This window comes from Aminobacter niigataensis, from assembly GCF_946995915.1.
Taxonomy (GTDB): domain Bacteria; phylum Pseudomonadota; class Alphaproteobacteria; order Rhizobiales; family Rhizobiaceae; genus Aminobacter; species Aminobacter niigataensis.
Genome location: NZ_OX341517.1, coordinates 3,645,134 through 3,671,443, shown reverse-complemented (window position 1 = coordinate 3,671,443; position 26,310 = coordinate 3,645,134). Strand labels below are relative to the sequence as shown.

Sequence of the window (26,310 nt, the reverse complement as noted above, 5' to 3'; positions counted from 1 at the left end):
AGAAGCAGACTCAGTTGCCGTGTTACGAATTGTACGGTTAATCCTCCGTAACAAAAGTAAATAGATTGATAATGAAAGCGCCCGGCGCAGAGGCCGGGCGTCGAACAGGTCGGGTTGGGCCGGAGGGCGCTGCGATCAACCCATGTGATCTTCCGCGATCGGCTTTTGGTATGTGAAGCCGAGGTCCCAGGGGAAATAGATCCAGGTGTCCTGCGACACCTCGGTGACGAAGGTGTCGACCAGCGGACGGCCCTTGGGCTTGGCATAGACCGTGGCGAAATGCGCCTTCGGCATCATGGCGCGCACGATGGCTGCGGTCTTGCCGGTGTCGGTCAGGTCGTCGACGATCAGCACGTTTGCGCCTTCGCCCTCGAGCAGCGACGGCGTGATCTCCTTCAGCACCTGCAACTGACCCTGCGAGGTGTAGTCGTGATAGGAGGCGATGCAGATCGTCTCGATCAGGCGGATGCCGAGTTCGCGCGAAATGATGGCGGCAGGCACTAGGCCGCCGCGGGTGATGCAGACGATCGCCTTCCACTGCGGATTGACGCCGGCGAGACGCCAGGCGAGCGCCCGGGCGTCGCGGTGGAACTGATCCCAGGATACGGGAAAGGCTTTTTCGGGAAGGGACATTCGACGCGCACTCCGGCTCGGCGCGCCAGATGGCGCGAAAATAGGGGAATGCAGGCGGAATTAGCCGGAAAGCCCCGCTCTTGGCAAGGGCGGGGCTGCACAGTTGTGCGGTAATCTTACCGCGACAGCAGGATCGCGGTGTCGCCGGCCTGCAGGACGCTGCGCGTGACGCCGCCGAACAGGAACTCGCGCAGCCAGGAATGGCTGTAGGCGCCCATCACCAGCAGGTCGGCGCCTGTTTCAACCACCTTGTTGTGGATGACGGCATCGACGGTGTGGCCGCGCGACGCCTCGACGCTGACCGATACCTTGGCGCCGTGGCGGGCAAAGGCAGAGGCGATCTCGGCGCCGGCGGCGTCGGCGCTCTGGGCTGCCGTCTCGATGGGGTCGATGACCAGGATTTCGGTCTGGTCGGCCTCGAGGATGAAGGGCAGGGCATCGAAGGCGGCGCGGGCGGCTTCGCGGCTGCCGTTCCAGGCGACCAGGACGCGGCGGAAGGTCGAGATCAACGGTGCCGCATGCGGCACCACCAGCACCGGGCGGCCGGCCTCGTAGATCAGGGAGTCGACGTCGGCGGCAATCGAGTCCTTGGCCTCTTGCGATCCCTGCGAAACGATGACTAGGTCGGCGCAACGCGCGCTTTCGACCCCCGAAAGGGCGCTGTCGCCGGAAAAGCTCTCGAAGCTGCGCCATTCGAACGACACGCCGGCGGTCTCGATGCGGGCGAGGAACGCCTTCTGCACCTTTTCGGCGCGCTCCTTGCAGAGATCGGAATTGGCCTGGATGAACTCGGTGTCGGGAAAGCCGACGGCCGTGGTGTAGGGCATCGCCAGGGCTTCGGCATGAACGCCAATCAGATGGCTTTCGTGCCGGTCGGCAAACGGGATGGCCACATCGAGGACGCGGGCGGCGTCGCGCTCGCTCTGGATGATGGCAACGATTGTCTTGAACGGCATGGCACCCTCCTTTGCACGGACAGAAATCTGCTCAGCAAAGAAACACTATCATGCCCGTACTTGTTCCCATGTGACCTGGATCAAGTGTTTGGGATCCAGTGTTTGGCATCAAGTCGTTCAGGCGGCTTTTGTTATGCCCTCAAGCATTGCCTCGATCGCATCGCGGGCGCGATCCATCGCTTCTTGCGAGCGCGAGCGGACGACGAGTTCGGTCCAGAACTTGCCGTCGAGATATTTCGGGTAGGAACCGATGATGGTGTCGGGATGCGCCTTCTGAATCTCGCCCAGCGGGCCGCCGATGGTGCCTTCGCCATAGGGACACTGGACCGTGGTCGACAGAAGCTTGGCGCCGGTCTTCAGCGTCGGCATGACGTTGTCGAGCATGGCCTGGAAGATCGACGGCACGCCGGCCATGACATGGACATTGCCGATGCGGAAGCCCGGCGCCACCGAGACCGGGTTTTCGATCAGCCCGGCGCCGCGCGGCATGCGCGCCATGCGCTTGCGTGCTTCGGAGAATTCCAGGCCGCGCGTGGCATAGTTGGCCTCCAGCATGGCATAGGCGAGCGGCTCGTATTCGCACGGCACGCCAAAGGCCTTGGAGATCGAGTCGGCGGTGATGTCGTCATGCGTCGGGCCGATACCGCCTGTCGTGAAGACATAGTCGTAACGTGCGCGCACGGCGTTGACGGCGGCGACGATCTCGTCCTCGTCGTCGGGCACGATACGCACTTCCCTGAGGTCGATGCCTGAGGCCGTCATCATGTCGGCGAGGTGGCCGATGTTCTTGTCCTTGGTGCGGCCGGATAGAATCTCGTCGCCGATGACGACCATAGCTGCGGTGACGATGTCGGCCATTTCAGGAGCTCCTTTTAGACCAAGGTCAGATACAGCCGCCGGGGCAGGCGAGCAATAGTCGCCGTTTTGTGAACGATGCGTCACGTATTGGCCTGCTTTCATTGAACGGGCTTTGCATTACATCTCTCACCAGACGCCAACCCAAGATGGTGTCGCGAGATTTTCCCCCCGCTGGAGTTTGAAATGGCTAAGATTCTTGTTCTCTACTATTCGAGCTGGGGTCACATGGAGCAGATGGCAAAGGCCGCTGCCGAAGGCGCCCGCGCAGCCGGTGCCGACGTGACCATCAAGCGCGTTCCCGAGCTGGTTCCCGAGGCTGTCGCCAAGGCTGCCTATTACAAGCTCGACCAGGAAGCGCAGATCGCCGATCCGCTCGAACTGGCCGACTATGACGGCATCATCATCGGCACGGCCACCCGCTACGGCACCATGGCTTCGCAGATGAAGAACTTCCTCGACCAGACCGGCCCGCTCTGGGCCAAGGGCGCACTGCTCGACAAGGTCGGCTCGGTGATGGTTTCGACCGCGACCCAGCACGGCGGTGCTGAACTGGCGCTGATCAACGCGCAGATCCACCTGCAGCACCACGGCATGGTCATTGTGCCGCTGTCCTATGCCTACCAGGGCCAGATGGGCAACGACGTGGTCCGCGGCGGCGCGCCTTACGGCATGACCACCACCTCCGACGGCGACGGTTCGCGCCAGCCTTCGGCGCAGGAGCTCGAAGGTGCCCACTTCCAGGGCAAGCGCGTGGCCGAGATCGCCATCCGCCTGCACGGCAAGGGTTCGAACGCTGTCAAGGAAGTTGCATAACAGCTTCGAATTGCTATGATTTTAGTGAACGGGCGGTCGCAAGGCCGCCCGTTTTGCATGTCACGGGCTTGAGCCTGCGTCTCGCGCCGCTAAGTTGCGGGCATTGCCTGCAGGAGGTTCGATGGCGACCGCGACAACGATTTTTGGCTGGATCGCCAGCATCATCTTCCTGGCCGTGGTCCTCGTCGGCGGTTATTTCGTGCTGGCGACCCGCAAGATCTCGACCCAGGCCGCACGCGCAGTGCCTGCAATCGGCAAGTTCGCAGCACTTGGCCGGCATCGCATCCACTATGTCGAGCAGGGCGAGGGGCGCCCGATCCTCTTTGTTCACGGTCTCGGCGCGCAACTGCACCATTTCCGCCATCCGCTGTTTCCGGAACTTGCCGATTTCCGGCTGATCGCGCTCGACCGGCCGGGCTCGGGCTATTCCACGCGTCCGCCCGGGTTTTCGGGCAGCCTGACCGAACAGGCAGATCTGATCGCGCGCTTCATCGCCGAACTCGGGCTGGAGCGGCCGCTGGTCGTCGGCCATTCGCTCGGCGGTGCCGTGGCGCTGGCGCTGGCGGAAAACCACCCGGAGGCGGTTTCCGGTTTGGTGCTGCTGTCGCCGCTGACGCATCTGGAGGACGAACTGCGGCCCGAATTCAGGTCGCTCTATATCAAGTCGCCACTACGCCGCCGCCTGATGGCCGAGACGGTGGCGATACCGACGAGCCTGAAATATGCGCCGCAGACCCTGGCCTTCCTGTTTTCGCCCCAGGAAGCGCCAAAGGACTACGGTACGGCAGGCGGCGGTTTCGCCGGTCTGCGGCCGAACCATTTCTACGCGACATCGGCCGACATGGTGGCGATCGAGAGCGATCTTGGCGCGGTCGAGGCTAGGTACGAGGAACTGAAGCTGCCGGTGGCGGTGATGTTCGGCACCGCCGACCGTGTGCTCGACTACCGGCTGCATGGCGAGCCTCTGGCCGACAGGATCAAAGACCTGGAACTAGATCTGGTCGAGGGCATGGGGCATATGCCGCAATTCGTGGAGCCGAAGCGGGTCGCAGAGCTGATCCGGCGCATTGCGGCAAAGGCATTTGCAGAACCAGTCGACAAGGCGGCCAGGTAGATGCGGGAACTGCTCGTCCGGCGACCCTGTTCGCGCCGGGGCGATGGCCGCTAGTCGGAAACCTCGGTGTCGGGCCTGTCGTCGCCCTTGGCGAGTTCGTCATGCCAACGGCCTTCCTTGTCCTCGTACTGGATGCCGTCGGTGGAGCCGGAGACACGCTGCTCTGCCGCCGCCGTCTCTGCGGCGCGAAGGGCGTGTTCGTGCGTGGGGAAGGTCTCGGAGAAGGTGTCACCGACCTTGTAGGCCCAGCCACCGTCGTGCTGGACGACTTCATAGACGAGCTTTGCCATTATTTTTCCTCGCTGGATGACGATGCCGCTATCGGCACCTCGGCTTCCATCGCTGCCTCGACGAAGGCCCGCCGCGCATCCTCGGAAGGGCGTTGCCCCTCGAGCACCTTCAGGCATGTCTGGACGGCGTTGCGGTGACGAGGGCCGCGGCTCAGGGGCCAGGTCGTCACCAGGCATTCGGCGGCGTCGCCCGCACTTGCGATGCGGCGGTAGTTTCCGGCGCGGCCGAGTTCAACAATGACCGGGCGCGCAAAGGATGTCGAGGCGGCCATGCCGGCTCAAACGTTGCCGACCGCATTTGGTTGCATGACGCTTCGCGGCCGGTGGCTCTGTCCGGCACTTTTGCTGTTCAGAGCGGCACGATAGCCAGTATCACCCAGGCGCCGCAGATGGCCGCGCAAAGGCCGAAACAGGCGTTACGATGCTTTTCCCAAAAGTATGGCGCGCGTTCCCAATTGTACTGCATACGCAACTCCCCACTCACCCCACCCGGTGAAGTTGTATTTCAGTGTGAAATATTCTGCAATTTTCCGGTGTGGTGTTGACGCTACGAAAGCACGCGGGAGTGGCAATTATGTCACGAAAAGCTTGCCGCTGGTGGCGCGAACGCACGGTTGCCACTGTTCTGGCATCAGGATCGGGAGATTCTTGCCTGGTGCGGACGGCGGGGATCGAACCCGCATAGCCGAGGCTGAGGGATTTTAAGTCCCTTGCGTCTACCAGTTCCGCCACGTCCGCTTGCTTGTCGTTTCAACTAGTTAGGCGATTTCGTCAACTGGCGTTGTGCAGGTCGAAAAATCCATTGTGCAAATCGTGTTCGGTTTTCCTTCGCCGAGCCGTTCGCCGGAGATTGGCGCTGGATGCCTAGCCGGAAACAAAAAGTCCCGACACGAGGCCGGGGCTTGAGGGCGATCAGAATCGGTAATTCAGCCCGACCTTTATCGTGTGGGCGTCGATGTCGACTTCGGCCTTGTCACCCTGAATGTCGGTCAAGCCAACCGTGCCAAAGTCGAAATACTGGTACTCAAGCTTAGTGGTCCATTTTTCGGACAGGGCCAATTCGACTCCACCACCGATCGTGTAGCCGACGCGACCGCCGCTTCGAGATTCACTACTGTTTCCGTCCAGAGTGCCGTTGATGTTGTGGAGGTCGCCGAAAGTAACGTCGTAACGTGTGGCCGCGACACCACCCTTGACATAAATCAGCAGTCGATCAGCTGCAAAGCCCAGCCGGGCGGTCAAATCACCGTAAAGGCCCAGTTTCGCGGAACCGTAATTGTCGGGTTCGTCGAGAATTTCGTTGACACCATCCAAACCCAAATAGCCGATATCCGCCTCCAGGCCATAGACGAACGAGCCGGTTTGCCAATTGTGGCCAGCCTGAACGCCGCCGACAAAACCCTCGGTGTCGACGTCATGGGTCTGGCCAATGCTCTCATCAAAGAAGCTGTCGTCGAGATCAACCGCATTGCCGTTGCCGCGACCGTAGCCAACATGAAGGCCAACATATCCGCCGGCCCAGACAAACCCGGCCGGAGCGAGATCAGACGTTGGCTCTGTCACAACCGCGTCAGCGGCAAGCGCGGCGCCGGCGAACGCGAAATAAACAGCCGATACAAGCAGAATCTGTTTCAATACCCTGTCCCCAAATCAGTCCGAGGTAATACGCAGATTAGAGGTGGCAATAATAGTCCGTGCACATGCAGGCAATTTAAGTCGATGTTGGTGTAGCCAAGCAGCAACATCACCCGTTCGGGTTAGAAATACCAAAACATCTGTAAGGTCGAATTTTCTGCAGCTTGCGGCTCAAAGGCCACATCAGCCAGATAGCCACTGCATTGGCGTCAGTTCAACTGTCCACCCGAGTTGTCCAATTGCGCGCAGCCGGCAAGGCAGCCGGGCGATATTGCAAGCCCCTGCAACTGCCTGCCGCTACTTCGTCTCGCTGAAATCAAGCAATGGGGATTGCGTCGCCGCATCTGGTTTCGGCGCCTTACGGGCCGTTTTCCTGGTGGGTTTTTTGGTAGCTTCAGTCGCGGCTTTCGCCGCTTCCTGCGTAACAGCGGGCGCTGGTGACACTGCCTTGGCAGCCACAGGCTTTGCCGCGGCGCTGGTCGCCTTTTCGGTGAATTTGATTGCCATGATGAGGATCCGCCATTTTCACGGCCGCGCGCGAGTCGGCGGCTTTGTTCTCCATACATGATTTGACGGCTGAGGGGCGGGGAGGCGCGGCTAATTGCGTGAACAACCGTTTGAGCCACGAAGGCGGAATTTCGATCGGCCCCGCCGAAAATGCCAACGGGCGGAAATTCCGCCCGTTGCCGTGTTCGTAGAAGTTCTGGCCTGTCTATTCCTCTTCGACAAAAACCTCGTCGCGCTTCTTGCGCACCGCCGGCAACAGCACGACGATCAGCACGCAGGCAGCCAATCCAAGCAGCAGCGCGCTGATCGGGCGGGTGACGAAGGTGGTCGGGTCACCGCGCGACAGGATCATGGCGCGGCGCAGGTTTTCCTCCAGCAGCGGCCCGAGCACGAAGCCGAGCAGCAGCGGCGCCGGTTCGCAGCGCAGCTTGACCAGCGCGTAGCCGATCAGGCCGAAGAAGGCGACGGCATAGAGGTCGAAGACGTTGGAGTTGACGCTGTAGACGCCGATGGCGCAGAACGCCATGATGATCGGGAACAGCACGTAGTAGGGCACGGTCAAGAGCTTCACCCACAGCCCGATCAGCGGCAGGTTGAGCACGATCAGCATCAAATTGCCGATCCACATCGAGGCTATGATGCCCCAGAACAAGGCCGGCTGTTCGGTCGCGACATTGGGGCCGGGCACGATGCCCTGGATGATCATTGCGCCGATCATCAGCGCCATGACAGGGTTTGCCGGAATGCCGAGGGTCAGCATCGGGATGAACGAGGTCTGCGCGCCGGCATTGTTGGCCGATTCCGGACCGGCGACGCCGGCGACGGCACCCTTGCCGAACTCTTCGGGGTGCTTGGAAACGCGCTTTTCCACCGTGTAGGAGGCGAAGGCCGCGAGGATGGCGCCGCCGCCCGGCAGGATGCCGAGCGCCGAGCCGATGGCCGTGCCGCGCAGAATGGGGGCTGCCATCTCGCGGAAATCCTGGCGCGTCGGCATCAGGCCCGAAACCTTGGCCATCAGCACTTCGCGGGTCTTTTCGCTTTCGAGGTTGCGCAGGATTTCGGCGACGCCGAATACGCCGACCGCGACTGCGACGAAGTTGAGCCCGTCGGCATATTCGCGGATTCCCAGGGTGAAGCGTGGCGTGCCGGTGTAGATGTCGGTGCCGACGAGGCCGAGCAGCAGGCCCAGTACCACCATGGCCAGCGCCTTGATGACCGAGCCATGGGCGAGTGCGATCGACGAGACCAGGCCGACGACCATCAGCGAGAAATATTCGGCCGCGCCGAACTGCAAGGCGATAGCCGTCAGCGGCGGGGCGAAGATCGCGACCAGGAAGGTCGAGACCGTGCCGGCGAAGAACGAGCCGATGGCGGCGATGGCGAGTGCCGCTCCGGCGCGGCCCTTGCGCGCCATCTGGTAGCCGTCGATGGCGGTGACGGCGGACGAGGATTCGCCCGGCATGTTGATCAGGATGGCGGTGGTCGAGCCGCCATATTGCGCGCCGTAATAGATTCCGGCGAGCATGATCAGCGACGAGACAGGATCGCCGATCTGGAAGGTGATCGGCAACAGCATGGCGATGGTGGCGGTAGCGCCGATGCCGGGGAGCACACCGATGAGCGTGCCGAGCAGAACGCCGATCAGGCAAAAGCCGAGATTGGCGAGCGTCGAGGCGGTCGAAAAACCGAGCGCGAGATTGTCGAAGAGTTCCATCTTTTCCCCCTCAGAACGGCAGCCAGGGGCCGAAGCGCTGGAACGGCAGGCCGAGCGCGTAGCTGAACACGACGACCGAGAACAGGGTGACCCCGGCGGCGAGGACGACGGCGGCGAGCGGTTTCATGCGCGTCGAGGCGAAGGCGGCGATCAGGCAGGTCACGAAGATCGACGGCACGAAGCCGAGTCCGCGCACGGTGAGGCCGAAGAAGATCGGCGCCGGCAGGATGAAGGCCATGCCGCGCCAGGCGATCGGGCCGATCGGCTCGCCTGCGACGCGGGTCGCCTGGACGATGACGACTAGGCCGAGCACGATCAGCACGCTGGCCAGGACGAGGGGGAAATAGCCCGGTCCCATGCGGAAGGTGGTGCCGAGGTCGAGACCCAGCGACTGGATGGCGAAGAAGGCGCCGGTGGCGACGAAGATCGCTCCGCAGGCGCCGTTGGTGGGATCGATGGAAAGCTTGTTCATGGATTCCCTCTTGGGGTTCACCTGGCGCCGCCCCTCATCCGGCCCTGCGGGCCACCTTCTCCCCGCTGGGGAGAAGAGGAAGGCTGAGGCGTTGCCGATCTCCTCTCCCCGTCGGGGAGAGGGTGGCCGAGCGGAGGCCGGTGAGGGGGCTGGCTAGGCCAACCCCTAGGCCGAGTTGCTCAGGCTTAGTCGGCGAACTGGCCGGCAGCCTCGATGATCGGCTTCCAGCGCGCGATCTCGCCTTCGAGCTTGGCCTTCAGCGCTGCCGGCGTGGCGTCGGCTTCCGGCGACGGCACTGTGCCGAGTTCGGCGAAGCGGGCAACGACGTTGGGGTCCTTGAGTGCCGCCTGCAGCGACTTGGACAGGCGCTCGGTCACCTCAGCCGGGGTGCCCTTGGGGGCGTAGAGGCCGTGCCAGATGCCGACTTCCATGCCGTCGAGGCCGCCTTCCTTGGTGGTCGGAACGTCCTTCAGGACGTCGAGGCGCGCTGGCGAGGTCACGGCGTAGGCCTTGATGGTGCCGCCCTGGATCTGCTTGGTGGTGTTGGTGGTCTGGTCGCACATGATGTCGACCTGGCCGCCGAGCAGGTCGGTCATGGCAGGGCCGGTGCCCTTGTAGGGAACGGTGACCAGCGGCGTGCCGATGGCGCTCATGAACAGCATGCCGCACAGATGCGAGGCGGCACCGATGCCGGCATTGGCGACGGTCACCGTGTCCTTGTTGGCCTTGGCGTATTCGACCAGGCCTTTGAGGTCGGTCGGCGCAAGATCCTTCTTGGCAACGATGGTCATCGGCACTTCGGTGACCAGGCCGACATATTCGAAGGCGTTGAGCGTGTCGTAGGCGAGCTTGCGGTAGAGCGTGGCGCTGGTGGCCATGCCGATGTGGTGGAGCAGCAGCGTGTAGCCGTCCGGATCGGCGGAAGCGACGCGGCCGGCACCGAGCGTGCCGCCGGCACCGCCGACGTTTTCGACGATGACCTGCTGGCCGAGATCCTTGGACATCGATTCGGCGACGAGGCGCGTGACCGTGTCGGTCGGGCCGCCGGCCGAGAACGGCACAACGACGGTGATGGTGCGCTCGGGATAAGTCTGCGCATTGGCGGCGAGCGGGAACACGGCAAGCGTTGCGGCGGCCGTGAGCGAGGCGAGCAGTCTCTTCATGAAATCCTCCCGGGATATTCTGGTCTGTGGTTCCACCCGCGCCTGGTGCCTCCCTGCGCCGGCGGTGGATGGGCGATTAGGACCGTTGGCGCGGGCGCACTGCAATGCTTGCCGTGGCCTCAGGCCGGTAAAAATCATCGAACACGGGGCGAATGGGTGGAAAAGGTAACATCGCCTTGCTGGCGTGTGTGCGTTTCCACACATTGGCGTGGCGGTCAGTCATCTGCACCGTCCACCGCACCCAGGCGATTCTTGTCGAGCCCGTAGCGCTGCATCTTCTCGTAGAGCGTCTTGCGCGAGATTCCGAGCTGCTCGTAGACGGGCTTGAGGCTGCCGCCATGGGCGGTTAGGGCGGCTGAAATCGCGTTCTTCTCGAAGTCGGCGACACGGTCGGCAAGGCGGTCGCCGCTGCCGTTGGCCTCGGTCGCGGCGTCGGGCAGCTGCAGCCCGAGCCCCAGCACGAAGCGGTCGGCGGCGTTGCGTAACTCGCGCACGTTGCCCGGCCAGTCGCGGCGGGCAACTTCGGCGATGGCCCGGGGCGGCACGTCGACGTCGTCGCGGCGGTAGCGCGCCGCCGCCTCGCGGGCCAATTGCAGGAACAGCAGTGGCACGTCCTCGCGCCGCGACGACAAGGCCGGCATTCGCAGCGTCACGACATTGAGCCGGTAGAGCAGATCGGCGCGGAAACGGCCGGCGGCGACCTCGGCGTCGAGGTCGACCTTGCTGGTGGCGATAAAGCGGACATCGAGCGCGATCGGCTCGTTGGAGCCGAGGCGAGTGATGACGCGTTCCTGGATGACGCGCAGCAGCTTGACCTGGAGGTCGGCCGGCATCGAGCCGATCTCGTCGAGCAGCACCGTGCCGCCGCGGGCGTGCTCGAACTTGCCGAAGCGCGGGCGCAGGGCGCCGGGAAAGGCGCCGGCCTCGTGGCCGAACAATTCGCTCTCGATCAGCGTTTCAGGCAGGGCGGCGCAATTGATGGCGACGAAGGGTTTTGTCGCGCGGCCGCTGATGTCGTGCAGGGCGCGCGCCGTCACCTCCTTGCCGGTGCCGGTGTCGCCGATGAGCAGGACGTCGGCGTCGGTCGCGGCAATGGCGCGAAGCCTGTAGCGCAGGTCGACCATCGCCTGGCTGCGTCCCGGCAGGCGCGCTTCGATGTCGTCGCGCTTGCCGGCGACGGCGCGCAGTTCGCGGTTTTCCAGCACCAGGCTGCGCCGGTCGATAGCACGCGCCGCCATCTCGGTGAGATGCTGGGTGACAAAGGGCTTTTCGACAAAATCATAGGCGCCTTCGCGCATGGCGCGGACAGCGAGCTGCACGTCGCCGTGGCCGGTGACCAGGATCACCGGGATGTCGGCGTCGATCTCGCGGATGCGGCCCATCAGCGTCATGCCGTCCATGGCGGGCATGCGCACGTCGGTGATGACGACGCCGTTGAACCCTTGCGTGATGAAGTCGAGCGCACGTTCGGCCGACGAGACGTCCTGGACAGTGAAGCCGGCAAGGTCGAGCGACTGGGCTGTGGAGCGCCGCAACTCGTCTTCGTCGTCGACAAGGAGCACGATGGGCGGTTTCATTCGGCCGCCTCGCGCACCGCTGCGCGCGCCGCGTCGAGTTCGATGGTGAACAAGGCGCCCCCTTCAGGATGATTCAAAACCGCAAGGGTTCCGCCGAAGTCTTTGACTATGTTGTAGGAAATGGAAAGCCCCAGGCCGAGACCCTTGCCCACGCCTTTGGTCGAGAAGAACGGGTCGAAGATGCGCTCGGCAATCGCCGCCGGCACGCCCGGACCGTGGTCGCGGATGGTGATGGTGACCCTGGAGCCCTTGCGCTGCGCGGCAAGCTCGATGCGCCGGTCGGCAAGGCCTTCGACGGCGTCGGCGGCATTGGTGATGATGTTGACCAGCACCTGCTGCAGCCGAACCGAGCCTGCCTTGACGGTGAGTGGCGCCGGCCCGAGGTCGACCGACAAAGCCGCATCGGCGGCCTTGAGGCGCCATGCCACGATCTCCCCGGTGTCGCGGACCACCTCGTCGAGCGAGACCGCCCCAAGCTTCTGGTTGGGCTTGCGGGCGAAATTCCTGAGATGACGGCTGATCGAGGCCATCCGGTCGGCGAGGCTCGAAATGCGCGAGACGTTGTCGCGCGCCTCGTCGATGCGAGCGCGATCGATCAGCGTGGCGGCGTTGTCGGCATAGGTCTTTACCGCTGCCAGCGGCTGGTTGAACTCGTGCGACAGCGCTGCCGACATCTGGCCAAGGGCAGCGAGCTTGCCGGCCTGGATCAGGTCGGCTTGCGTCTGCCTGAGCTGCTGTTCGGCGGTGCGGCGCTCCGCGACTTCGGTCTCCAGCCGGCTGTTGACCTGGGCGAGGTCGGCGGTGCGCTCCTCTACCCGTCGTTCCAGTTCGACCTGCGCACTCTGCTGCAACTGCATGCGCTCGGCGAGACGGGCGCGGCGCTGCAGGATGACGGCGCCACCGAGGCCGGCAAGGCTGAGCGCGAGCAGCGCCGAGACCACGGCCGTCAGCGCTTGCGCATGGGCGGAGGCGGTGTCCGCCAGCACACGCACCGTCCAGCGTGCCTCGGGCATCTCCTCGGCCAGTTCGAGGAACTCGCGCGACTTGCCGCCCTCCGTGATGCGCAGCAATGGCTGGCCGTCATCCGCGGCACTTCTCGTCACCGGCAGTTCGCGCAGCATGGCATCAGCATAGCGGCGCGACGCTTCGGTGCGGGCGAGCCGTTCGGCGGTCAGCGGGTTGAGGCTGGCATAGAGCCAGTCGGGCCGCCCGCTCATGAAGATGATACCTTCGGGGTCGGTGACGATGATTTCGTGGTCGCCGCCCTTCCACGACGCTTCGATGGCGTCGATGTCGACCTTGAAGACGACAACGCCGCGGATCTCCATGCCGATGCGGACAGGCGAGGAAAAATAGTAGCCGCGCTTGAGCGAGGTGGTGCCGAGCGCGAAGAAGCGGCCGAGATTGCCGCGAATGGCATCCTGGTAGTAGGGCCGGTAGGAAAAATTCTCGCCGACGAAGCTGAGCGGCAGGTCGTGGTTGGAGGCCGCGATCGTGTCGCCACCGGGGATCAGTACATAGATGTCAGAGGATTTCAGCAGTCCGTTGATTTCTTTCAGGTATTCATTGGCACGCGTGCGCAGGACCGGGTTGTCCGGGTCGCTGACCAGTTCCTTGATGTCGTCGTTGTCGGCGATCAGTTCAGGCAATGGCTCGAAGCGGTTCATCTGGCCGGAGAGGGCCGCAACCGCCAGCCGTAGTGTGGTCTGGCCACGCGACGCCGCCTCGTCGAGATAGATCCGGTTGGCGAAGGCACCGCCGAAAAACACGATTGCCGCCGCCAGCGCCGCCGCAGCGAGCCCCGGCCACAACCAGCGGCGTGTTTTGAGAAATGGCGGCATAGAAGCGGACCGGACCTGTTTGGCATGACGAGTATAGCGGGCGGGCGCGGCCAAACAACCAAGGCCCTGTTTTCCTCCGCCGCTTTCGCTACAGTCGCGGCAAAGCAGTCAGGAATCCCAGCAATGCCCAACAAGACCACCTTCGCCAAGCCTCGCCCCTGGATCGAGACCGCACCGGTGCTGGTCGATGTCGCCATGGGCCGCCGGCCGGCCGATCTTGTCATCCGCAACGGCCGCTGGGTGAATGTGCATTCGGGCGAGATCATCGCCGGCACCGATGTCGCCATCGTTGCAGGGCGCTTCGCCTATTGCGGACCTAACGCCAGCCACGCCATCGGCCAGGGCACAAAGGTGGTCGACGCCGGTGGGCGCTATCTCGTGCCGGGACTTTGTGACGCGCACATGCATGTCGAGAGCGGCATGGTGACGGTGACCGAGTTCTGCCGCGCGGTCATCCCGCATGGCACGACCTCGATGTTCATCGACCCGCACGAGATCGCCAACGTGCTGGGCCTCGAGGGCGTAAGGCTGATGCACGACGAGGCGCTCGCCATGCCCATCAACGTGCATGTGCAGATGCCTTCGTGCGTGCCTTCGGCGCCCGGACTGGAAAATGCCGGCGCGGTGCTGACGGTCGAGGACGTCGCCGAGGCGATGACCTGGGAGAACATCATCGGGCTCGGCGAGGTGATGAATTTCCCCGGCGTCGCCGCCAACAACCCGGTCATGTCGGGCGAGATCGCCGAAACGGTGAAGGCCGGCAAGACGGTGGGCGGGCATTATGCCTCGCGCGACCTCGGCCTGCCGTTCCACGGCTATGTCGCCGGCGGACCGGAGGACGACCATGAAGGCACGCGCGCCGAGGACGCGATTGCGCGCGTCCGCCAAGGCATGAAGGCCATGCTGCGACTCGGCTCGGCCTGGTACGATGTCGCAAGCCAGATCAAGGCGGTGACGGAGCAGGGCATCGACCCGCGCAGCTTCATCTTGTGCACCGACGACAGCCATTCCGGCACGCTGGTTCATGAGGGGCATATGGACCGCGTCGTCCGCCATGCCATCCAGCAAGGACTGAAGCCGGTGACAGCGATACAGATGGCGACGATCAACACCGCCCAGCATTTCCGCCTCGAGCGCGAACTCGGCTCGATCACGCCGGGCAGGCTCGCCGACCTGCTGATCGTCTCCGACCTGGCCGAACTCAAGATCGACGAGGTCTATGCCCGCGGCGTGCGGGTGGCCAAGGCCGGCAAGCTCGACATCGACATTCCGGCCTATGCTTACCCGGCCGACGCCAAGCATACGGTGAAGCTTGGCAAGAAGCTGAAGGCCGTCGATTTCGACATCAAGGCACCGGAAGGCGCCAACGAGGTCCGGGTGCGGGTGATCGGTGTGATCGAGAACCAGGCGCCGACGCGCGCGCTGGAGGCCGATCTTGCCGTCGAGGACGGGCTGGTTGCCATGGACCGGCGCAACGACGTCTGCCAGATCGCGCTTGTCGAGCGTCATCGCGCCACGGGGCAGGTGACCAATGCCTTCGTTTCCGGCTTCGGCTACATGAAGGACTGCGCGCTTGCCTCGACAGTCGCGCATGACAGCCACCACATGATCGTCGTTGGCACCAACAAGACCGACATGGCGCTGGCCGCCAACCGGCTCGGCCAGGTCGGCGGCGGCGTGGTGCTGTTCTCCGAAGGCAAGGAACTTGCGCTGGTCGAGATGCCGATCGCCGGCCTGATGTCGGATGAGCGCGCCGAGATCGTCGCGGCCAAGGCCGACAAGCTGGTCCAGGCGATGCGCGACATGGGCTGCAGCCTCAACAACGCCTACATGCAGCATTCGCTGCTGGCATTGGTGGTCATCCCGGAACTCAGGATTTCCGACGTCGGGCTGGTCGATGTCACGACCTTCGAGAAGGTCGATCTGTTTCTCTGACCGGGCCAAAAGGTGAAGAGCAAGGGGCCTGAAGCCAGGCCCTGGCTCGCCTTTGAGTCAGTCCGTCTCTGGAAAATGCTGATAATGCGCGCCGGTGATGCCGGCCGCATCCAGGGCCGCTTTCAATGCCTCGCTGATTGCCGGCGTCGGCATCACGATGAACTTGTCGATCCAGACGTGGTGGCTGCCGATCTGCGACCGGTTGAAGACCAGTTCCTTCTTGCTGCCGTCCAGGAACCAGAGATTGCGAAATTCGAATGTCGTCCTGGCGCGATCGACGGTGTCCAGGCGATTGCAGGGAACGAACCAGAACCGGTCGGCGGCATGGCTACCATCCTCCCATACAAACTCGGTCGGAAAGAACTGATGGACATCAGGTTCGAAGCTTTCGATGACGTCCTTGACCTTCGCGCTGATAAACAAAGCGTAGGCGTCGTAGAGATCCGGAATCTGCCGCTTCGGCCCTGAGAGTTCGATTTTGGTGGGGAGGTGTGTCGCCTCGATCGGTCGGCCACAATACACATAGTTGGGCCGAATTCGAGCGCCGACATCCCGCGTGAGATCAAACTGGCTGGATCTTGTCGACGTCTCCATCCAGGGCGCGAGCGATATAGCCGTAAATCGCTTCGCTCTTGTGACTGAGAAAATAGACCAGGATACCCCTGAATCTCAGTGCTCCACGACTGTAGACGGGCAGGATGCTTCAGGAAGTCTTTTCAACAAGCTAAACGACTACAGTCTGGGTTAGTGTTGGACTGCGAAATGAAAAAAGGGGCGCCAGAAGCGCCCCCTTTTTGTTCGTGTACCCGTCGGTCTACTGCAGCCCGCCGCTGAGCATGTTGATGCGGTCGGTGACCTCGCGGTCGCTGGCAAAGCCGTCGTCGGCGCGCAGGCGCTGGCCAAGCAGCTTCACCATCTGCGGATTGTCGGCGAACTTGGTGTGGTTGAAGGAATCGCCGCCCTTGGCGTCGGACAGGTCGACGACGATCACGCCGTACTCGGCAAGGTCGCCGGCATTTTTGTAGTCGCCGAGGCGCGGCTTGGAGCCGGCGAGCAGGCCCGAAAGCTTGAGTGCGCGGTCGTCGCCCGACGTCATCAGGAAGAACGGCTTGGTCGGCTTGCCGTAGCGGCGCATCTGGGACTTGAACACGTCGACGTCGATGTCGGGCGAGGCCAGCACCACGTCGCCGAGCTTGCCGCCGAGGTCGCGATCCCCGGTCAACGCCAACTGGCGCAAGGCTTCCATGGTCACCCAGGTGCCCATCGAATGCGCCACGATGTCGATGCGGCGGGCACCCGACTGGGCAAGCATGCGCAGCGTCACTTCGAGCTGGTCGCGGGCCGCAGCCGCGCTCTCCTTGTCGTAGACATAGTCGGTCGTGTTGCCGCCAGAAGCCCAGGAGAACAGCACCGGCGTGCCGGTGTAGCCGCTATCATGCGCAATCTGCGTGGCGCGGTAGACGCCGGCGTCGAACGAGGTGTTGTAGCCATGCACGAACAGCATGGCGCGGCCGCCGCGCGCGGCGATGTCGGCGGTCAGAGCCTTGGAGAATTCCGGCTGTGTCTCGTAGCCGACTGCGTCGGTGGCGGTGAAGAATTTGGTTGGGTCGGCTTCCTTGCCGCTCTTGCGGCGCTCGATCTGGCCGGTCTGGTGGATCTTCGGCACGGTAACGTTGACCCGCGCGAAATTCAGCGTCGCCGAGCGGCCGCGATCGAAGACCTGCTTGTCATCGGCGGCGTGCTCGCGGGTGGACGCCACGAAAATCGCATGGTTGCCGGCGATCTCCGAAACCGGGACGTTGACGACAGCGCCCGTCAAAAGCTCGCCCGAGGGCTGGTTGATGCAGCCGGACAAAAGGAGGGCGGCAAGGGCTATGCAGTACTTCGACGGTGACACTTTTGATGATCTCTCTGACGGGCAAGGCGTGCAGCGCACCTTCCTCGGGACCGTCTGATAGTGGCGGAAGTAAGTCGGGTCCAGCCGAAAAGGACCAGCCGGGGGGAAGTCGCTCGCCGACTGTTGCCCGATTGCCGAAATTGTGGCGGAAACAAGTACTTCGGCGGCTGAGCTAGCGAACTAGCGACCCCAGAATGTCGGCGTGAAAATGACCAGAACGGCGAGGATTTCGAGACGCCCGAGCAGCATCGCCGCCGAGCAGATCCACTTGGCTGCGTCCGGCAGCGAGGAGAAGTTGCCCATCGGGCCGATGACCGGGCCGAGGCCGGGGCCGACATTGGTCAGCGAGGTCAGCGAACCGGTGACCGCCGTGATGAAGTCGAGTCCGGTGGCGCTGAGCAGCACGATGGTGATGGCCCAGAGCACCATGAAAGAGGCGATGAACAGTACCACCGCGCTCTGCATCTCGGGGGCGACGGTGCGGTCGCCATAACGCACCGGCGTGACTGTGTTGGGATAGATCAGGCGGCGCAAGCCGTTCGACAGCAGTTCGAACAGGATCAGGAAACGGTAGGCCTTGATGCCGCCGGTGGTCGAGCCGGAGCAGCCGCCGAGGAAGGTTGCGACGAAGATGCAGCCGATGGCGAACGGCCCCCACAGGCTGTAGTCGTCGCTGGCAAAACCGGCGGTGGTGATGATCGACATCAGGTTGAATGTCGAATGGGTCAGTGCGGTGAAGAACGGCATGCCCATGCTGACGCGCAGGTAGATCGCGACCGCAACCGCGAAGACGACGCAGTAGCCGGCATAGACCCGGATCTGCGGATCGCGCAGCGCGTCGAGCCGGCCGCGCACCGCAAACAGGATCATGATCGAGAACGGCAGGCCGCCGATGAACATGAAGACGATGCCGGTCCACAGGATCGCGGGGTTGTCGGCGTAGCGAAGGAAAGAGGTGTCGTGGGTGGAGAAGCCACCCGTCGCCACCGTCGACATGGCATGGTTGATGGCATGGAAGCCGTCCATGCCGGCAGCCACGTATGAGATCGTGCAGGCCACCACCAGCACCGTGTAGATGCCGATCAGGCTGACGGTGAAGGTCTGGAAGCGTTCGAACGGCCGGTCTTCGATGTCGGAGGATTCGATCTTGAAGTAGGACACGCCGCCGATGTTGAGGAACGGCAGCAAAAACAGGCCGAGCGCGATGACGCCGAGGCCGCCCATGAAGCTCAGCAGCGAGCGCCAGATCAGGATGCCGGGCGGGGCGCTGTCCAAGCCGTTGATGACGGTTGAGCCGGTGGTGGTGACCCCCGAGACCGACTCGAAGAACGCATCGGTGACGCTGAGATCCAGCGACGAGGTCATGAACGGCACCGCCCCGGCGATCGCCAGCGTGATCCAGAGGAAATTGACCAGAAGGAAGCCGAAACGGGTATTGGCGGGTGGGGTGCGCCCCTGGGTGGCGAGCGCGACCGCCAGCGCCAGGCCGCCCATGAACATGGCGGTGAAGGCAAAGGACCGCCAGTCATCATTGTCGTAATAGAGGTCGACGGCCGCCGGGATCAGCATTGCGACGGATAAGTAGATGGCAAAGACCGCCGCGATGTGGATCGCGGCGCGGACGGCAATTCTGTTCACCGAGACGTATCCCCAAATGTATCGCGGCGAGCCAATGAGCCGGTTTGGAACTGACGGCAGAAGCCGGACAGTGGCTTCGCCGCGCCGAATATGCAATAGCGCGGGGGCGCGGGCCACAGCATTTGCCCGGTCGATTTCAGGAGTGCCGTTGCCATGACCAGTTTTGCCGAAAGGGTTTCGCTGGCGGCGGAGGGGGTGAGGCAGCTCTTCCCAGAAACACCGCTGCAGGAGAACGACTATCTCTCGCGCAAGACTGGCGCGCGCGTGCTGCTCAAGCGCGAAGACCTGACGCCGGTTCGGTCCTACAAGATACGCGGCGCGTTCAACTTCTTCCGCAAGGCGCTTGCCGCCGGCAACCAGGCCGAGCTGTTCGTCTGCGCCTCGGCTGGCAATCACGCCCAGGGTTTTGCCTTCGTCTGCCGGCATTTCGGCAAGAAGGGCGTGGTCTTCATGCCAGTCACGACGCCGCAGCAAAAGATCGACAAGACCAAGCTGTTCGGCGGCGAATTCGTCGAAATCAGGCTGGTCGGCGACTTCTTCGACGAGTGTTATCGCGCCGCGATCGAATTTGCCGAGGGCTCGGGCGGCCACATGGTGCCGCCCTTCGACCACAGGGACATCATCGAGGGGCAGGCGACTGTGGCACTCGAGATTGCCGCCCAGATGCCGGGCGGCAAGCTGCCCGACATCGTGCTGCTGCCGGTCGGCGGCGGTGGCTTGTCGGCCGGCGTGACGCGCTATTTCGCCGAGACGGGCAGGACGCCACGCTTCGTCTTCTGCGAACCGGCCGGAGCACCGAGCCTGCGCGACAGCTTGGCCACCGGCAAGCGCGTGAAGCTCGCCAAGGTCGACAATTTTGTCGATGGCGCAGCCGTAGCCGAGATCGGCCGCGAGCCGCTGCGCCTGCTCAAGGAGTTTCCGGCCGATGCGGTCAAGCTGGTGCCGGAGAACAGGCTCTGCGCCACGATGATCGAGATGCTGAATGTCGAGGGCGTGGTTCTGGAGCCGGCGGGTGCCCTGGCGATCGATGTGCTCAAGGATTTCTCGAAGAAGGAACTGAAGGGCAAGACCGTGGTGGCGGTGGTGTCGGGCGGCAATTTCGACTTCGAGCGCCTGCCCGACGTCAAGGAGCGCGCTTTGCGCTTCGAGGGGCTGAAGAAATACTTCATCATCCGCTTCCCCCAGCGCCCCGGCGCCCTGCGCGACTTTCTCGAGATCATGGGTCCCGAGGACGACATCACCCGCTTCGAGTATCTCAAGAAGTCGGCGCGCAATTTCGGCTCGGTGCTGATCGGCATCGAGACCAAGGACCGGCGCAATTTCGACCTGCTTCGCGCGCGCTTCGACGTCGAGGGCGTGCAGTACCAGGACATCACCGACAACGAGACGCTCGGCGGCTTCATCATATGAGCATGTTCGTTGCGCTGTTCTCCGGCATCAATGTCGGTGGCAATCGCATCGTCAGGATGGCTGAACTGAGGGCGTTCTTCGAGGAGCTCGGTTTCACCGGCGTTGCTACCTACATCCAGAGCGGCAATGTCGTCTTCAGGACCGGCGACGGCGACGCGGCCGGACTGACCGAGCGGCTGGAAAAGGCTTTTGAAGGACGCTGGGGTTTTCACTCGCGCATCATGGTGCGTGACGCAGCCTGGTATGAAAGGCTGGTGGCGGGAAACCCATATCCTGAAGTTGCGGAAGACCACACCAAGCTGCACGCCTACGTGCTGGAGCGCGCGCCGCTGCCTGAGGAAATTGCGCCGCTGACCGAACGCTGCACCGGGCCGGAGCGCTTCGTGGTCAAGGACGACGTGGTTTACTTGCACGCGCCCGACGGTCTCGGAAAGTCGAAGTTTGCAGAAGTGCTGCCGCGGGTTCTCAAGGTGCCGTGCACGGCGCGCAACTGGCGCACCGTGCTGACATTGCGTGAGATGGCGCGCGGCGCCTGAAACTCTACCAGGTGCCGGTGTTCGGCATCGACAGCCAGGGCTCTGCCGGCGCCTTCCGCTCACCCTTCTGCAGCAGCTCGATCGAGATGCCGTCTGGCGACTTGATGAAAGCCATGTTGCCGTCGCGCGGCGGGCGATTGATGGTGACGCCCTTGTTCATCAGGTCCTGGCAGGTGGCGTAGACGTCGTCGACCTCGTAGGCGAGGTGGCCGAAGTTGCGGCCGCCCTGATAGTCTTCCGGGTCCCAGTTGTAGGTGAGCTCCAAAAGCGGCGCCTGCCGGGAGGCGCCGGCGCCTTCGTCTTCGGCGGCGGCGAGGAAGATCAGCGTAAAGCGGCCCTTCTCGTTTGTCGAACGCCGGATCTCCTTCATGCCGAACTTGTTGCAATAGAAGTCCAGCGATGCGTCGATGTCTTTGACGCGGACCATGGTGTGCAGATAGCGCATCTCGGTTCCTCAGAAAGTTCAGCGGATGTCGGGCCGATACATAGGGCGCGTGCCGCGCCCTCGGCAACCGTAGCTGTGACTTTTCTGCGGAACTGGCGCGAAGCTTGTGTCTATCTGGTGGGCAAGTCGAAAAAGGGCAGAACGGCCCTTGCGTAAGTCCAAAGTGGAAGTGTTAATCTTATGTCAAGAATCAGTAGTGGCGTTTGCAAGGAAAGGGGGCGTTCTGATGGGGGAAAAGGCCTCTCTCTTGGTGCAGAGCGGCGTAGGCCGCGAAGCTTTCGAACATGATGACATCGCTGACAGCGCGGGTCTCGTCGAGCTTTCCGGCGCCATAAAATGGTTCGACGTGGCCAAGGGCTACGGTTTCATTCTTCCCGACGGCGGTGGTGCCACCGACGTGCTCCTGCATGTCACCTGCTTGCGCCGCGACGGTTTCCAGACCGCCCTCGAAGGCGCCCGCGTGGTCTGCCTGGTCAAGCAGGGCGATCGCGGCCTGCAGGCCTTCCGCGTGCTGTCCATCGACAACTCGACCGCCGTGCACCCTGCCGAGATGCAGGAGCAGCGCACCCATGTCGCCGTGACTGCCGAAAGCGGGCTGGAGCGGGCGCTGGTCAAGTGGTTCAACCGCACCAAGGGCTTTGGTTTCCTGACGCGCGGCGAAGGCACCGAGGACATCTTCGTCCACATGGAGACGCTGCGCCGCTTTGGCGTTACCGAGCTTCGTCCGGGGCAGGTTGTGCTGGTCCGTTTCGGCAAGGGCGACAAAGGCCTTATGGCTGCCGAAATTCACCCCGATCTAGGAACCTTGCCGGTCTCGCACTAAGCTGAGACCGCCGCAGGGGAATTTATGACCAGACTTAAATCGCTATTGGCTGGCACGACCGGCGCCGCATGGCTTGCGGCAGCCGTGTTTGCCGTTTCGCTCTCCTCCGCCTCGCCAGTTCATGCCCAGCAGGCGATGGCCCTTCCGGCCGATCCCGAACCGCTGGTCGCAGTCACTGCCAAGGGCGAGGTTTCCTTCCGCATCGAGGTTGCCGATGAGCCGGGCGAACGCGCCATGGGGCTGATGCACCGCAAGGACCTTGCCGACGACCAGGGCATGCTGTTCGTCTTCGAGCAGACGCAGCCGGTCGGCTTCTGGATGAAGAACACGCCGCTGCCGCTCGACCTCGTCTTCGTCGGCCCGGACGGCAAGGTGCTCGACATCCAGCAGGGCACACCGTTTTCGGAAGCCGTCATCGCGCCTGACGAACCGGCTCGCTTCGTGCTCGAACTCAACGCCGGCACGGCGGCGAAGACCGGCATTGCCGACGGCGTCATGCTGAAGCATCGGGCGATCACCGCCGCGGCCGGCAATCCCGGCTGAGGCGAGACCTCGGCCAAAGACCATTCGGAGCGACGATGGCAATCGATCATTTTTCCCACGAAGGCTTCGACCTGGCGTTTCTCGACCTGCCGCCGGCGAGTGGTCGCGGCGACCCGGTGCTGATGATTCATGGCTTTGCGTCAAGCCACTTCGTCAACTGGGTGTCCCCGGGTTGGTTCAAGACGCTGACCGAGGCCGGTTACCGCGCCATCGCCTTCGACAATCGCGGCCATGGCGGCTCGTCGAAGAGCTATGACGAGGCCGACTACACGCCGAGCAAGATGGCAGGCGACGCGCTGGCGCTGCTCGACCATCTCGGCATCGAGCGCGCCCATGTCATGGGCTATTCGATGGGCGCGCGCATTTCGGCCTTCCTGGCGCTCGAAGCGCCGGAGCGGGTGGCGACGCTGGTGTTCGGCGGGCTCGGCATCGGCATGGTCGACGGTGTCGGCGACTGGGATCCGATCGCTTCGGCGCTGCTGGCCGAGGATCCGGAGACGATCACCCATCGGCGTGGCAAGTCGTTCCGTGCTTTCGCCGACCAGACGCGCAGCGACAAACGGGCGCTGGCCGCCTGCATTGCAACCTCGCGCGAACTGCTGACGGAAGCCGACATGTCCCGCATCACCCAGCCGACGCTGGTGGCGGTGGGCACCACCGACGACATCGGCGGCTCGGCGGCGGAACTGGCCGCGCTGATGCCCAAGGCGGTCGCGTTCGACATCGAAGGCCGCGACCACATGCTCGCCGTCGGCGACAAGGCGTTCAAGAAGCGCGTGCTGGAGTTCCTGGAAGAGAACCCGCTCTGACTGGCTAGCCTAGCCGGCCAACGCAGCCAGCGACCGTTCCATGTTCGCGCGCGCCTGCGCCTCGAAGAGCGCGCCGAAGGTGTCGGTGTGGAAGATGCGTGGCCGCGCCAGGAAATTGCGCAGGACGGCAGCGCGTCCGACGCGCCAGTCGGCATCGCTGACCCAGCCATATTCGCGCCTGACGGCCGCCTCGTAGGCGTCGAATGCCTCATCCGGGGCGCCCAGGATCGACAGATCCATGTCCAGCAGCAGGGCGGCATCGTTCCTTGCTGGCGCATCATCGAAGACCGGCACCTCATGTGTCGCCGTTGCCTCGATCATTGCGACGATGCGGGCGAGGCGAGGGGCGTCGATCTGACCTTTGAGCTTGTCGGCGGCAAGGGCGGCGCTCAGCGCCTCGTTGTCCTTGCGGCGGCTGTCGTAGATCGCATCGTGGAACCAGATGGCGGCCTCGACCGCCTCGGGGTCGGCGAACGCGGTGCGATGCTCTTTAAGCAGGGCGAGCAGCGCCTCGATGTGGCGTATGCCGTGATAATGGCGGTCTGTCGCCTGGTAGAGCTCGGTCAACTCTGCCCTGGTTGCGGCGTCTACGAAAGACATGGCGTCAGCGCCCCTTGAACATCGGTGTGCGCCGCGCGGCGAAGGCGGCCCGGCCCTCGGCATAGTCGTCGCTCAGGAAGGTGGCATCGCCAGCGGCCTGGGCAAGGGCGGCCTCCTCTGCATCGTGGCTCAGTGCCGCGCGGATGGCGGCCTTCGAGGCGCGGACCGAAAGCGGCGCGTTTTCGGCAATGGTGCGCGCGATCTCGCCGAGGCGCGCGTCGAAACGCTCGGCTTCGACGATTTCGAGCAGGAAGCCCGCCGAAAGCGCTGCCCGCGCATCGATGCGCCTGGCGGTGTAGGTGAGATAGCGCGCCATCTGCGGCCCGGCGGCCCAGACGATGTCGCCCATGGCATCCTGCGGATAGGCGAGGCCGAGGCGCGCGGCAGGCACGGCGAACTGTGCATCAGCCGTGGCGATGCGCAGATCGCAGGCAGCGGCAAGGCCGAACCCGCCGCCGAAGCAGATGCCGCGGATCGCCGCGATGACCGGAACGGTGCAGTTGCGCAGGGCGGCGAAGGCCGCAGAATTGGTCGCCTCATAGGCGCGCGCGCTCTTGGCGTCGCCGCGCAGCGTGTCGAACTCGCCGATGTCGGCGCCGGCGGAAAAATCGCCACCCATGCTGCGCAGGATGATGACCCGGACGTCGGCGGCAGTCGAAAACGCGTTCACGCGGGCGGCCAGATCGACCCACATCGCCTGGGTGACGGCGTTCTTGCGCGCCGGGCGGTTGATGACGACGGTCGCCACGCCATCGCTCGTTGTGACCAGCAAGGGTTCAGTTTCCATGGCGCCTTGAATATCCGTGAACCAAATCCATCTGAACGAGCACTAAGGAAAATTGAGTTCAATCGTGCTAGCATGTGGCTTATATGTCCGACGCGGCATTGCACAAGCCGGCAGTGAACGGAGACGTCGATGAACACCATATCCGCAGCGCGCCACGGCGCGCTGAAGCCGGTCGATCCGATTTGGCAGTCGGTGCGCGACGAGGCGGCTGACGCTGTCGCGGGCGACCCGCTGCTGGCGGCTTTCCTGTATGCCACGATCCTCAACCAGGACACGCTGGAGGAGGCGGTGATCCATCGCTTAGCCGAGCGGCTGGCGCATCAGGATCTCGGCGCCGACCTTATCCGCCAGACATTCTATGCCATGCTTGAGGACAGCCCTGACTGGAGCGACACCGTTCGCACCGACATCCAGGCCTATTACGACCGCGACCCGGCCTGCGACCGCTACCTGATGCCGGTGCTCTATTTCAAAGGTTTCCACGCCATCCAGACGCATCGCTTGGCGCACTGGTTGTGGAACCGTGGCCGCAAGGATTTTGCGCTCTATTTGCAGAGCCGCTCGTCCTCGGTCTTCCAGACCGACATCAATCCGGCCGCCCGCATGGGCAAGGGCATCTTCATCGACCATGCCACCGGCCTCGTCGTCGGCGAAACCGCTGTCATCGAGGACGACGTCTCGATCCTGCATGGCGTGACGCTCGGCGGCACCGGCAAGGCCGGCGGCGACCGCCATCCCAAGATCCGCTACGGCGTGCTGATCGGCGCCGGGGCCAAGATCCTCGGCAATATCGAGGTCGGCCATTGCTCGAAGATCGCGGCCGGCTCGGTGGTGCTGTCGCCGGTTCCGCACAACAAGACGGTGGCAGGCGTGCCCGCGCGCGTTGTCGGTGAAACCGGCTGCGACCGTCCGTCGAGCCAGATGGACCAGCTCCTGCCGTCGCAGACCATGGATCACGTCGTCAGCTTCGACATCTGAGGCTGGACGCCGGCGCCCTTGACGGGCGCCGCGCGCGATTTGCGCGGGGTTAAGCCAAGCCTTGCCTTTACAGGGCCATGCTTTGCGTGTCAGAAGCGCGTCTCTTAACGACAAGCCGGAGAAGCCAGTTGAAGCCGGAAGAAATCCGAAAACTCGACGCCTATTTCAAGCGCCAGTTCCAGAACCCCACGCTTCAGGTCAAGGCGCGTCCGCGCAAGGACGACTCGGCCGAAGTCTATATCGGTGACGAGTTCCTTGGCATCGTCTTCAAGGACGAAGACGATGGCGATTACAATTTCTCGATGGCGATCCTCGACATCGACCTGGCCTGATTTT

General features: G+C 63.7%; 28 protein-coding genes and 1 tRNA gene. 10 read left to right on the top strand and 19 right to left on the bottom strand.

The features are described 5' to 3' along the window. Positions 1 to 135: 135 nt before the first annotated feature. The 3 genes from gpt to O1Y97_RS17970 all read right to left on the bottom strand — a co-directional run bounded on the left by gpt (position 136) and on the right by O1Y97_RS17970 (position 2,447). The gene (gene gpt / locus O1Y97_RS17980) at positions 136 to 633 is read right to left on the bottom strand and encodes a xanthine phosphoribosyltransferase (protein WP_183261666.1); all 498 of its coding nucleotides are present in this window, start codon (positions 631 to 633) and stop codon (positions 136 to 138) included. Between the two features lie 116 nt (positions 634 to 749). Then, positions 750 to 1,589, bottom strand: a complete 840-nt coding sequence (locus O1Y97_RS17975) for a universal stress protein (protein WP_108608379.1) — start codon at positions 1,587 to 1,589, stop codon at positions 750 to 752. A 117-nt stretch (positions 1,590 to 1,706) separates the two neighbouring features. Beyond that, positions 1,707 to 2,447: a competence/damage-inducible protein A gene (locus O1Y97_RS17970; protein ID WP_318761894.1), complete on the bottom strand. Its 741-nt coding sequence runs from the start codon at positions 2,445 to 2,447 to the stop codon at positions 1,707 to 1,709. Positions 2,448 to 2,630: 183 nt separating this feature from the next. Here O1Y97_RS17970 and wrbA point away from each other — a divergent pair, with 183 nt between their 5' ends. Both wrbA and O1Y97_RS17960 read left to right on the top strand, forming a co-directional pair. Beyond that, positions 2,631 to 3,260 (top strand): NAD(P)H:quinone oxidoreductase, encoded by a 630-nt coding sequence (wrbA, locus tag O1Y97_RS17965; protein ID WP_108608377.1) that lies wholly within the window; start codon positions 2,631 to 2,633, stop codon positions 3,258 to 3,260. Between the two features lie 121 nt (positions 3,261 to 3,381). After that, the gene (locus O1Y97_RS17960) at positions 3,382 to 4,374 is read left to right on the top strand and encodes an alpha/beta fold hydrolase (RefSeq protein WP_318761893.1); all 993 of its coding nucleotides are present in this window, start codon (positions 3,382 to 3,384) and stop codon (positions 4,372 to 4,374) included. Positions 4,375 to 4,424: 50 nt separating this feature from the next. On the opposite strand, the gene O1Y97_RS17955 is transcribed toward O1Y97_RS17960, so the two are convergent. The 10 genes from O1Y97_RS17955 to O1Y97_RS17910 form a co-directional block, all read right to left on the bottom strand. Next, entirely contained in the window at positions 4,425 to 4,664 is a 240-nt protein-coding gene (locus O1Y97_RS17955; RefSeq protein WP_108608375.1) for a DUF2188 domain-containing protein, read from the bottom strand. Then, positions 4,664 to 4,936: a DUF982 domain-containing protein gene (locus O1Y97_RS17950; RefSeq protein WP_318761892.1), complete on the bottom strand. Its 273-nt coding sequence runs from the start codon at positions 4,934 to 4,936 to the stop codon at positions 4,664 to 4,666. The genes O1Y97_RS17955 and O1Y97_RS17950 overlap by 1 nt, the downstream gene beginning before the upstream one ends. A gap of 381 nt (positions 4,937 to 5,317) precedes the next feature. Further along, positions 5,318 to 5,402, bottom strand: a tRNA-Leu gene (locus tag O1Y97_RS17945). Positions 5,403 to 5,576: 174 nt separating this feature from the next. Further along, positions 5,577 to 6,299, bottom strand: coding sequence for an outer membrane protein (locus tag O1Y97_RS17940; protein WP_318761891.1), 723 nt, complete (start codon positions 6,297 to 6,299; stop codon positions 5,577 to 5,579). Between the two features lie 297 nt (positions 6,300 to 6,596). Next, complete coding sequence (locus O1Y97_RS17935; RefSeq protein WP_318761890.1) at positions 6,597 to 6,806, bottom strand: hypothetical protein; 210 nt, start codon at positions 6,804 to 6,806, stop codon at positions 6,597 to 6,599. A 205-nt stretch (positions 6,807 to 7,011) separates the two neighbouring features. After that, a complete protein-coding gene (locus tag O1Y97_RS17930) occupies positions 7,012 to 8,520 on the bottom strand; it encodes a tripartite tricarboxylate transporter permease (protein ID WP_108608371.1) in 1,509 nt (502 codons plus the stop codon). A gap of 10 nt (positions 8,521 to 8,530) precedes the next feature. Next, positions 8,531 to 8,992, bottom strand: coding sequence for a tripartite tricarboxylate transporter TctB family protein (locus tag O1Y97_RS17925; protein WP_108608370.1), 462 nt, complete (start codon positions 8,990 to 8,992; stop codon positions 8,531 to 8,533). Positions 8,993 to 9,177: 185 nt separating this feature from the next. Further along, positions 9,178 to 10,155, bottom strand: coding sequence for a tripartite tricarboxylate transporter substrate-binding protein (locus O1Y97_RS17920; RefSeq protein WP_108608369.1), 978 nt, complete (start codon positions 10,153 to 10,155; stop codon positions 9,178 to 9,180). A gap of 215 nt (positions 10,156 to 10,370) precedes the next feature. Further along, positions 10,371 to 11,732, bottom strand: a complete 1,362-nt coding sequence (locus O1Y97_RS17915; protein WP_318761889.1) for a sigma-54-dependent transcriptional regulator — start codon at positions 11,730 to 11,732, stop codon at positions 10,371 to 10,373. Further along, complete coding sequence (locus O1Y97_RS17910; RefSeq protein WP_318761888.1) at positions 11,729 to 13,573, bottom strand: sensor histidine kinase; 1,845 nt, start codon at positions 13,571 to 13,573, stop codon at positions 11,729 to 11,731. Before O1Y97_RS17910 ends, O1Y97_RS17915 begins: the two co-directional genes overlap by 4 nt. Positions 13,574 to 13,696: 123 nt before the next feature. On the opposite strand from O1Y97_RS17910, the gene ade reads away from it, so the two are divergent. Beyond that, positions 13,697 to 15,508, top strand: a complete 1,812-nt coding sequence (gene ade, locus O1Y97_RS17905) for an adenine deaminase (RefSeq protein WP_318761887.1) — start codon at positions 13,697 to 13,699, stop codon at positions 15,506 to 15,508. Between the two features lie 57 nt (positions 15,509 to 15,565). On the opposite strand, the gene O1Y97_RS17900 is transcribed toward ade, so the two are convergent. From O1Y97_RS17900 to O1Y97_RS17890, 3 genes are all read right to left on the bottom strand, one after another. Next, entirely contained in the window at positions 15,566 to 16,102 is a 537-nt protein-coding gene (locus O1Y97_RS17900; protein ID WP_318761886.1) for an imm11 family protein, read from the bottom strand. A gap of 220 nt (positions 16,103 to 16,322) precedes the next feature. Then, a complete protein-coding gene (locus tag O1Y97_RS17895; RefSeq protein ID WP_404801287.1) occupies positions 16,323 to 17,384 on the bottom strand; it encodes an alpha/beta hydrolase in 1,062 nt (353 codons plus the stop codon). A gap of 201 nt (positions 17,385 to 17,585) precedes the next feature. Then, positions 17,586 to 19,043: a TrkH family potassium uptake protein gene (locus tag O1Y97_RS17890; protein ID WP_183261650.1), complete on the bottom strand. Its 1,458-nt coding sequence runs from the start codon at positions 19,041 to 19,043 to the stop codon at positions 17,586 to 17,588. A gap of 153 nt (positions 19,044 to 19,196) precedes the next feature. Between O1Y97_RS17890 and ilvA the strand changes: the two genes are divergently transcribed. Next, positions 19,197 to 20,453, top strand: coding sequence for a threonine ammonia-lyase IlvA (gene ilvA / locus O1Y97_RS17885; RefSeq protein ID WP_318761885.1), 1,257 nt, complete (start codon positions 19,197 to 19,199; stop codon positions 20,451 to 20,453). Further along, a complete protein-coding gene (locus O1Y97_RS17880) occupies positions 20,450 to 20,989 on the top strand; it encodes a DUF1697 domain-containing protein (protein WP_318761884.1) in 540 nt (179 codons plus the stop codon). Before ilvA ends, O1Y97_RS17880 begins: the two co-directional genes overlap by 4 nt. 4 nt (positions 20,990 to 20,993) lie before the next feature. Here O1Y97_RS17880 and gloA read toward each other — a convergent pair whose 3' ends face one another. After that, positions 20,994 to 21,434 carry a lactoylglutathione lyase gene (gene gloA / locus O1Y97_RS17875; RefSeq protein WP_183261648.1) on the bottom strand — a complete coding sequence of 147 codons (441 nt, stop codon included), beginning with the start codon at positions 21,432 to 21,434 and terminating at the stop codon, positions 20,994 to 20,996. A 226-nt stretch (positions 21,435 to 21,660) separates the two neighbouring features. Here gloA and O1Y97_RS17870 point away from each other — a divergent pair, with 226 nt between their 5' ends. From O1Y97_RS17870 to O1Y97_RS17860, 3 genes are read left to right on the top strand one after another with little or no spacing between them, the layout of a single operon-like run. Then, the gene (locus O1Y97_RS17870) at positions 21,661 to 22,257 is read left to right on the top strand and encodes a cold-shock protein (RefSeq protein WP_108608359.1); all 597 of its coding nucleotides are present in this window, start codon (positions 21,661 to 21,663) and stop codon (positions 22,255 to 22,257) included. A 24-nt stretch (positions 22,258 to 22,281) separates the two neighbouring features. Then, entirely contained in the window at positions 22,282 to 22,800 is a 519-nt protein-coding gene (locus O1Y97_RS17865; protein ID WP_318761883.1) for a DUF192 domain-containing protein, read from the top strand. A 35-nt stretch (positions 22,801 to 22,835) separates the two neighbouring features. Next, a complete protein-coding gene (locus O1Y97_RS17860) occupies positions 22,836 to 23,609 on the top strand; it encodes an alpha/beta fold hydrolase (RefSeq protein WP_404801194.1) in 774 nt (257 codons plus the stop codon). Positions 23,610 to 23,618: 9 nt separating this feature from the next. Here the strand turns inward: O1Y97_RS17860 and O1Y97_RS17855 are convergent, their stop codons facing one another. Both O1Y97_RS17855 and O1Y97_RS17850 read right to left on the bottom strand, forming a co-directional pair. Beyond that, the gene (locus O1Y97_RS17855; RefSeq protein ID WP_318761882.1) at positions 23,619 to 24,209 is read right to left on the bottom strand and encodes an HD domain-containing protein; all 591 of its coding nucleotides are present in this window, start codon (positions 24,207 to 24,209) and stop codon (positions 23,619 to 23,621) included. A 4-nt stretch (positions 24,210 to 24,213) separates the two neighbouring features. Continuing rightward, positions 24,214 to 24,996 (bottom strand): enoyl-CoA hydratase-related protein, encoded by a 783-nt coding sequence (locus tag O1Y97_RS17850; protein ID WP_318761881.1) that lies wholly within the window; start codon positions 24,994 to 24,996, stop codon positions 24,214 to 24,216. Between the two features lie 129 nt (positions 24,997 to 25,125). Between O1Y97_RS17850 and cysE the strand changes: the two genes are divergently transcribed. Continuing rightward, positions 25,126 to 25,974 carry a serine O-acetyltransferase gene (gene cysE, locus O1Y97_RS17845; RefSeq protein ID WP_108608354.1) on the top strand — a complete coding sequence of 283 codons (849 nt, stop codon included), beginning with the start codon at positions 25,126 to 25,128 and terminating at the stop codon, positions 25,972 to 25,974. Positions 25,975 to 26,102: 128 nt separating this feature from the next. After that, entirely contained in the window at positions 26,103 to 26,306 is a 204-nt protein-coding gene (locus O1Y97_RS17840) for a DUF3126 family protein (protein WP_055970710.1), read from the top strand. Positions 26,307 to 26,310 lie beyond the last annotated feature (4 nt).

What these genes read in the sequence shown, in the direction of transcription:
- gpt (WP_183261666.1), bottom strand. Translation starts at nt 633, where the DNA reads ATGTCCCTTCCCGAAAAAGCCTTTCCCGTATCCTGGGATCAGTTCCAC.
- O1Y97_RS17975 (WP_108608379.1), bottom strand. Translation starts at nt 1,589, where the DNA reads ATGCCGTTCAAGACAATCGTTGCCATCATCCAGAGCGAGCGCGACGCC.
- O1Y97_RS17970 (WP_318761894.1), bottom strand. Translation starts at nt 2,447, where the DNA reads ATGGCCGACATCGTCACCGCAGCTATGGTCGTCATCGGCGACGAGATT.
- wrbA (WP_108608377.1), top strand. Translation starts at nt 2,631, where the DNA reads ATGGCTAAGATTCTTGTTCTCTACTATTCGAGCTGGGGTCACATGGAG.
- O1Y97_RS17960 (WP_318761893.1), top strand. Translation starts at nt 3,382, where the DNA reads ATGGCGACCGCGACAACGATTTTTGGCTGGATCGCCAGCATCATCTTC.
- O1Y97_RS17955 (WP_108608375.1), bottom strand. Translation starts at nt 4,664, where the DNA reads ATGGCAAAGCTCGTCTATGAAGTCGTCCAGCACGACGGTGGCTGGGCC.
- O1Y97_RS17950 (WP_318761892.1), bottom strand. Translation starts at nt 4,936, where the DNA reads ATGGCCGCCTCGACATCCTTTGCGCGCCCGGTCATTGTTGAACTCGGC.
- O1Y97_RS17935 (WP_318761890.1), bottom strand. Translation starts at nt 6,806, where the DNA reads ATGGCAATCAAATTCACCGAAAAGGCGACCAGCGCCGCGGCAAAGCCT.
- O1Y97_RS17930 (WP_108608371.1), bottom strand. Translation starts at nt 8,520, where the DNA reads ATGGAACTCTTCGACAATCTCGCGCTCGGTTTTTCGACCGCCTCGACG.
- O1Y97_RS17925 (WP_108608370.1), bottom strand. Translation starts at nt 8,992, where the DNA reads ATGAACAAGCTTTCCATCGATCCCACCAACGGCGCCTGCGGAGCGATC.
- O1Y97_RS17920 (WP_108608369.1), bottom strand. Translation starts at nt 10,155, where the DNA reads ATGAAGAGACTGCTCGCCTCGCTCACGGCCGCCGCAACGCTTGCCGTG.
- O1Y97_RS17915 (WP_318761889.1), bottom strand. Translation starts at nt 11,732, where the DNA reads ATGAAACCGCCCATCGTGCTCCTTGTCGACGACGAAGACGAGTTGCGG.
- O1Y97_RS17910 (WP_318761888.1), bottom strand. Translation starts at nt 13,573, where the DNA reads ATGCCGCCATTTCTCAAAACACGCCGCTGGTTGTGGCCGGGGCTCGCT.
- ade (WP_318761887.1), top strand. Translation starts at nt 13,697, where the DNA reads ATGCCCAACAAGACCACCTTCGCCAAGCCTCGCCCCTGGATCGAGACC.
- O1Y97_RS17900 (WP_318761886.1), bottom strand. Translation starts at nt 16,102, where the DNA reads ATGGAGACGTCGACAAGATCCAGCCAGTTTGATCTCACGCGGGATGTC.
- ilvA (WP_318761885.1), top strand. Translation starts at nt 19,197, where the DNA reads ATGACCAGTTTTGCCGAAAGGGTTTCGCTGGCGGCGGAGGGGGTGAGG.
- O1Y97_RS17880 (WP_318761884.1), top strand. Translation starts at nt 20,450, where the DNA reads ATGAGCATGTTCGTTGCGCTGTTCTCCGGCATCAATGTCGGTGGCAAT.
- gloA (WP_183261648.1), bottom strand. Translation starts at nt 21,434, where the DNA reads ATGCGCTATCTGCACACCATGGTCCGCGTCAAAGACATCGACGCATCG.
- O1Y97_RS17870 (WP_108608359.1), top strand. Translation starts at nt 21,661, where the DNA reads ATGGGGGAAAAGGCCTCTCTCTTGGTGCAGAGCGGCGTAGGCCGCGAA.
- O1Y97_RS17865 (WP_318761883.1), top strand. Translation starts at nt 22,282, where the DNA reads ATGACCAGACTTAAATCGCTATTGGCTGGCACGACCGGCGCCGCATGG.
- O1Y97_RS17860 (WP_404801194.1), top strand. Translation starts at nt 22,836, where the DNA reads ATGGCAATCGATCATTTTTCCCACGAAGGCTTCGACCTGGCGTTTCTC.
- O1Y97_RS17855 (WP_318761882.1), bottom strand. Translation starts at nt 24,209, where the DNA reads ATGTCTTTCGTAGACGCCGCAACCAGGGCAGAGTTGACCGAGCTCTAC.
- O1Y97_RS17850 (WP_318761881.1), bottom strand. Translation starts at nt 24,996, where the DNA reads ATGGAAACTGAACCCTTGCTGGTCACAACGAGCGATGGCGTGGCGACC.
- cysE (WP_108608354.1), top strand. Translation starts at nt 25,126, where the DNA reads ATGAACACCATATCCGCAGCGCGCCACGGCGCGCTGAAGCCGGTCGAT.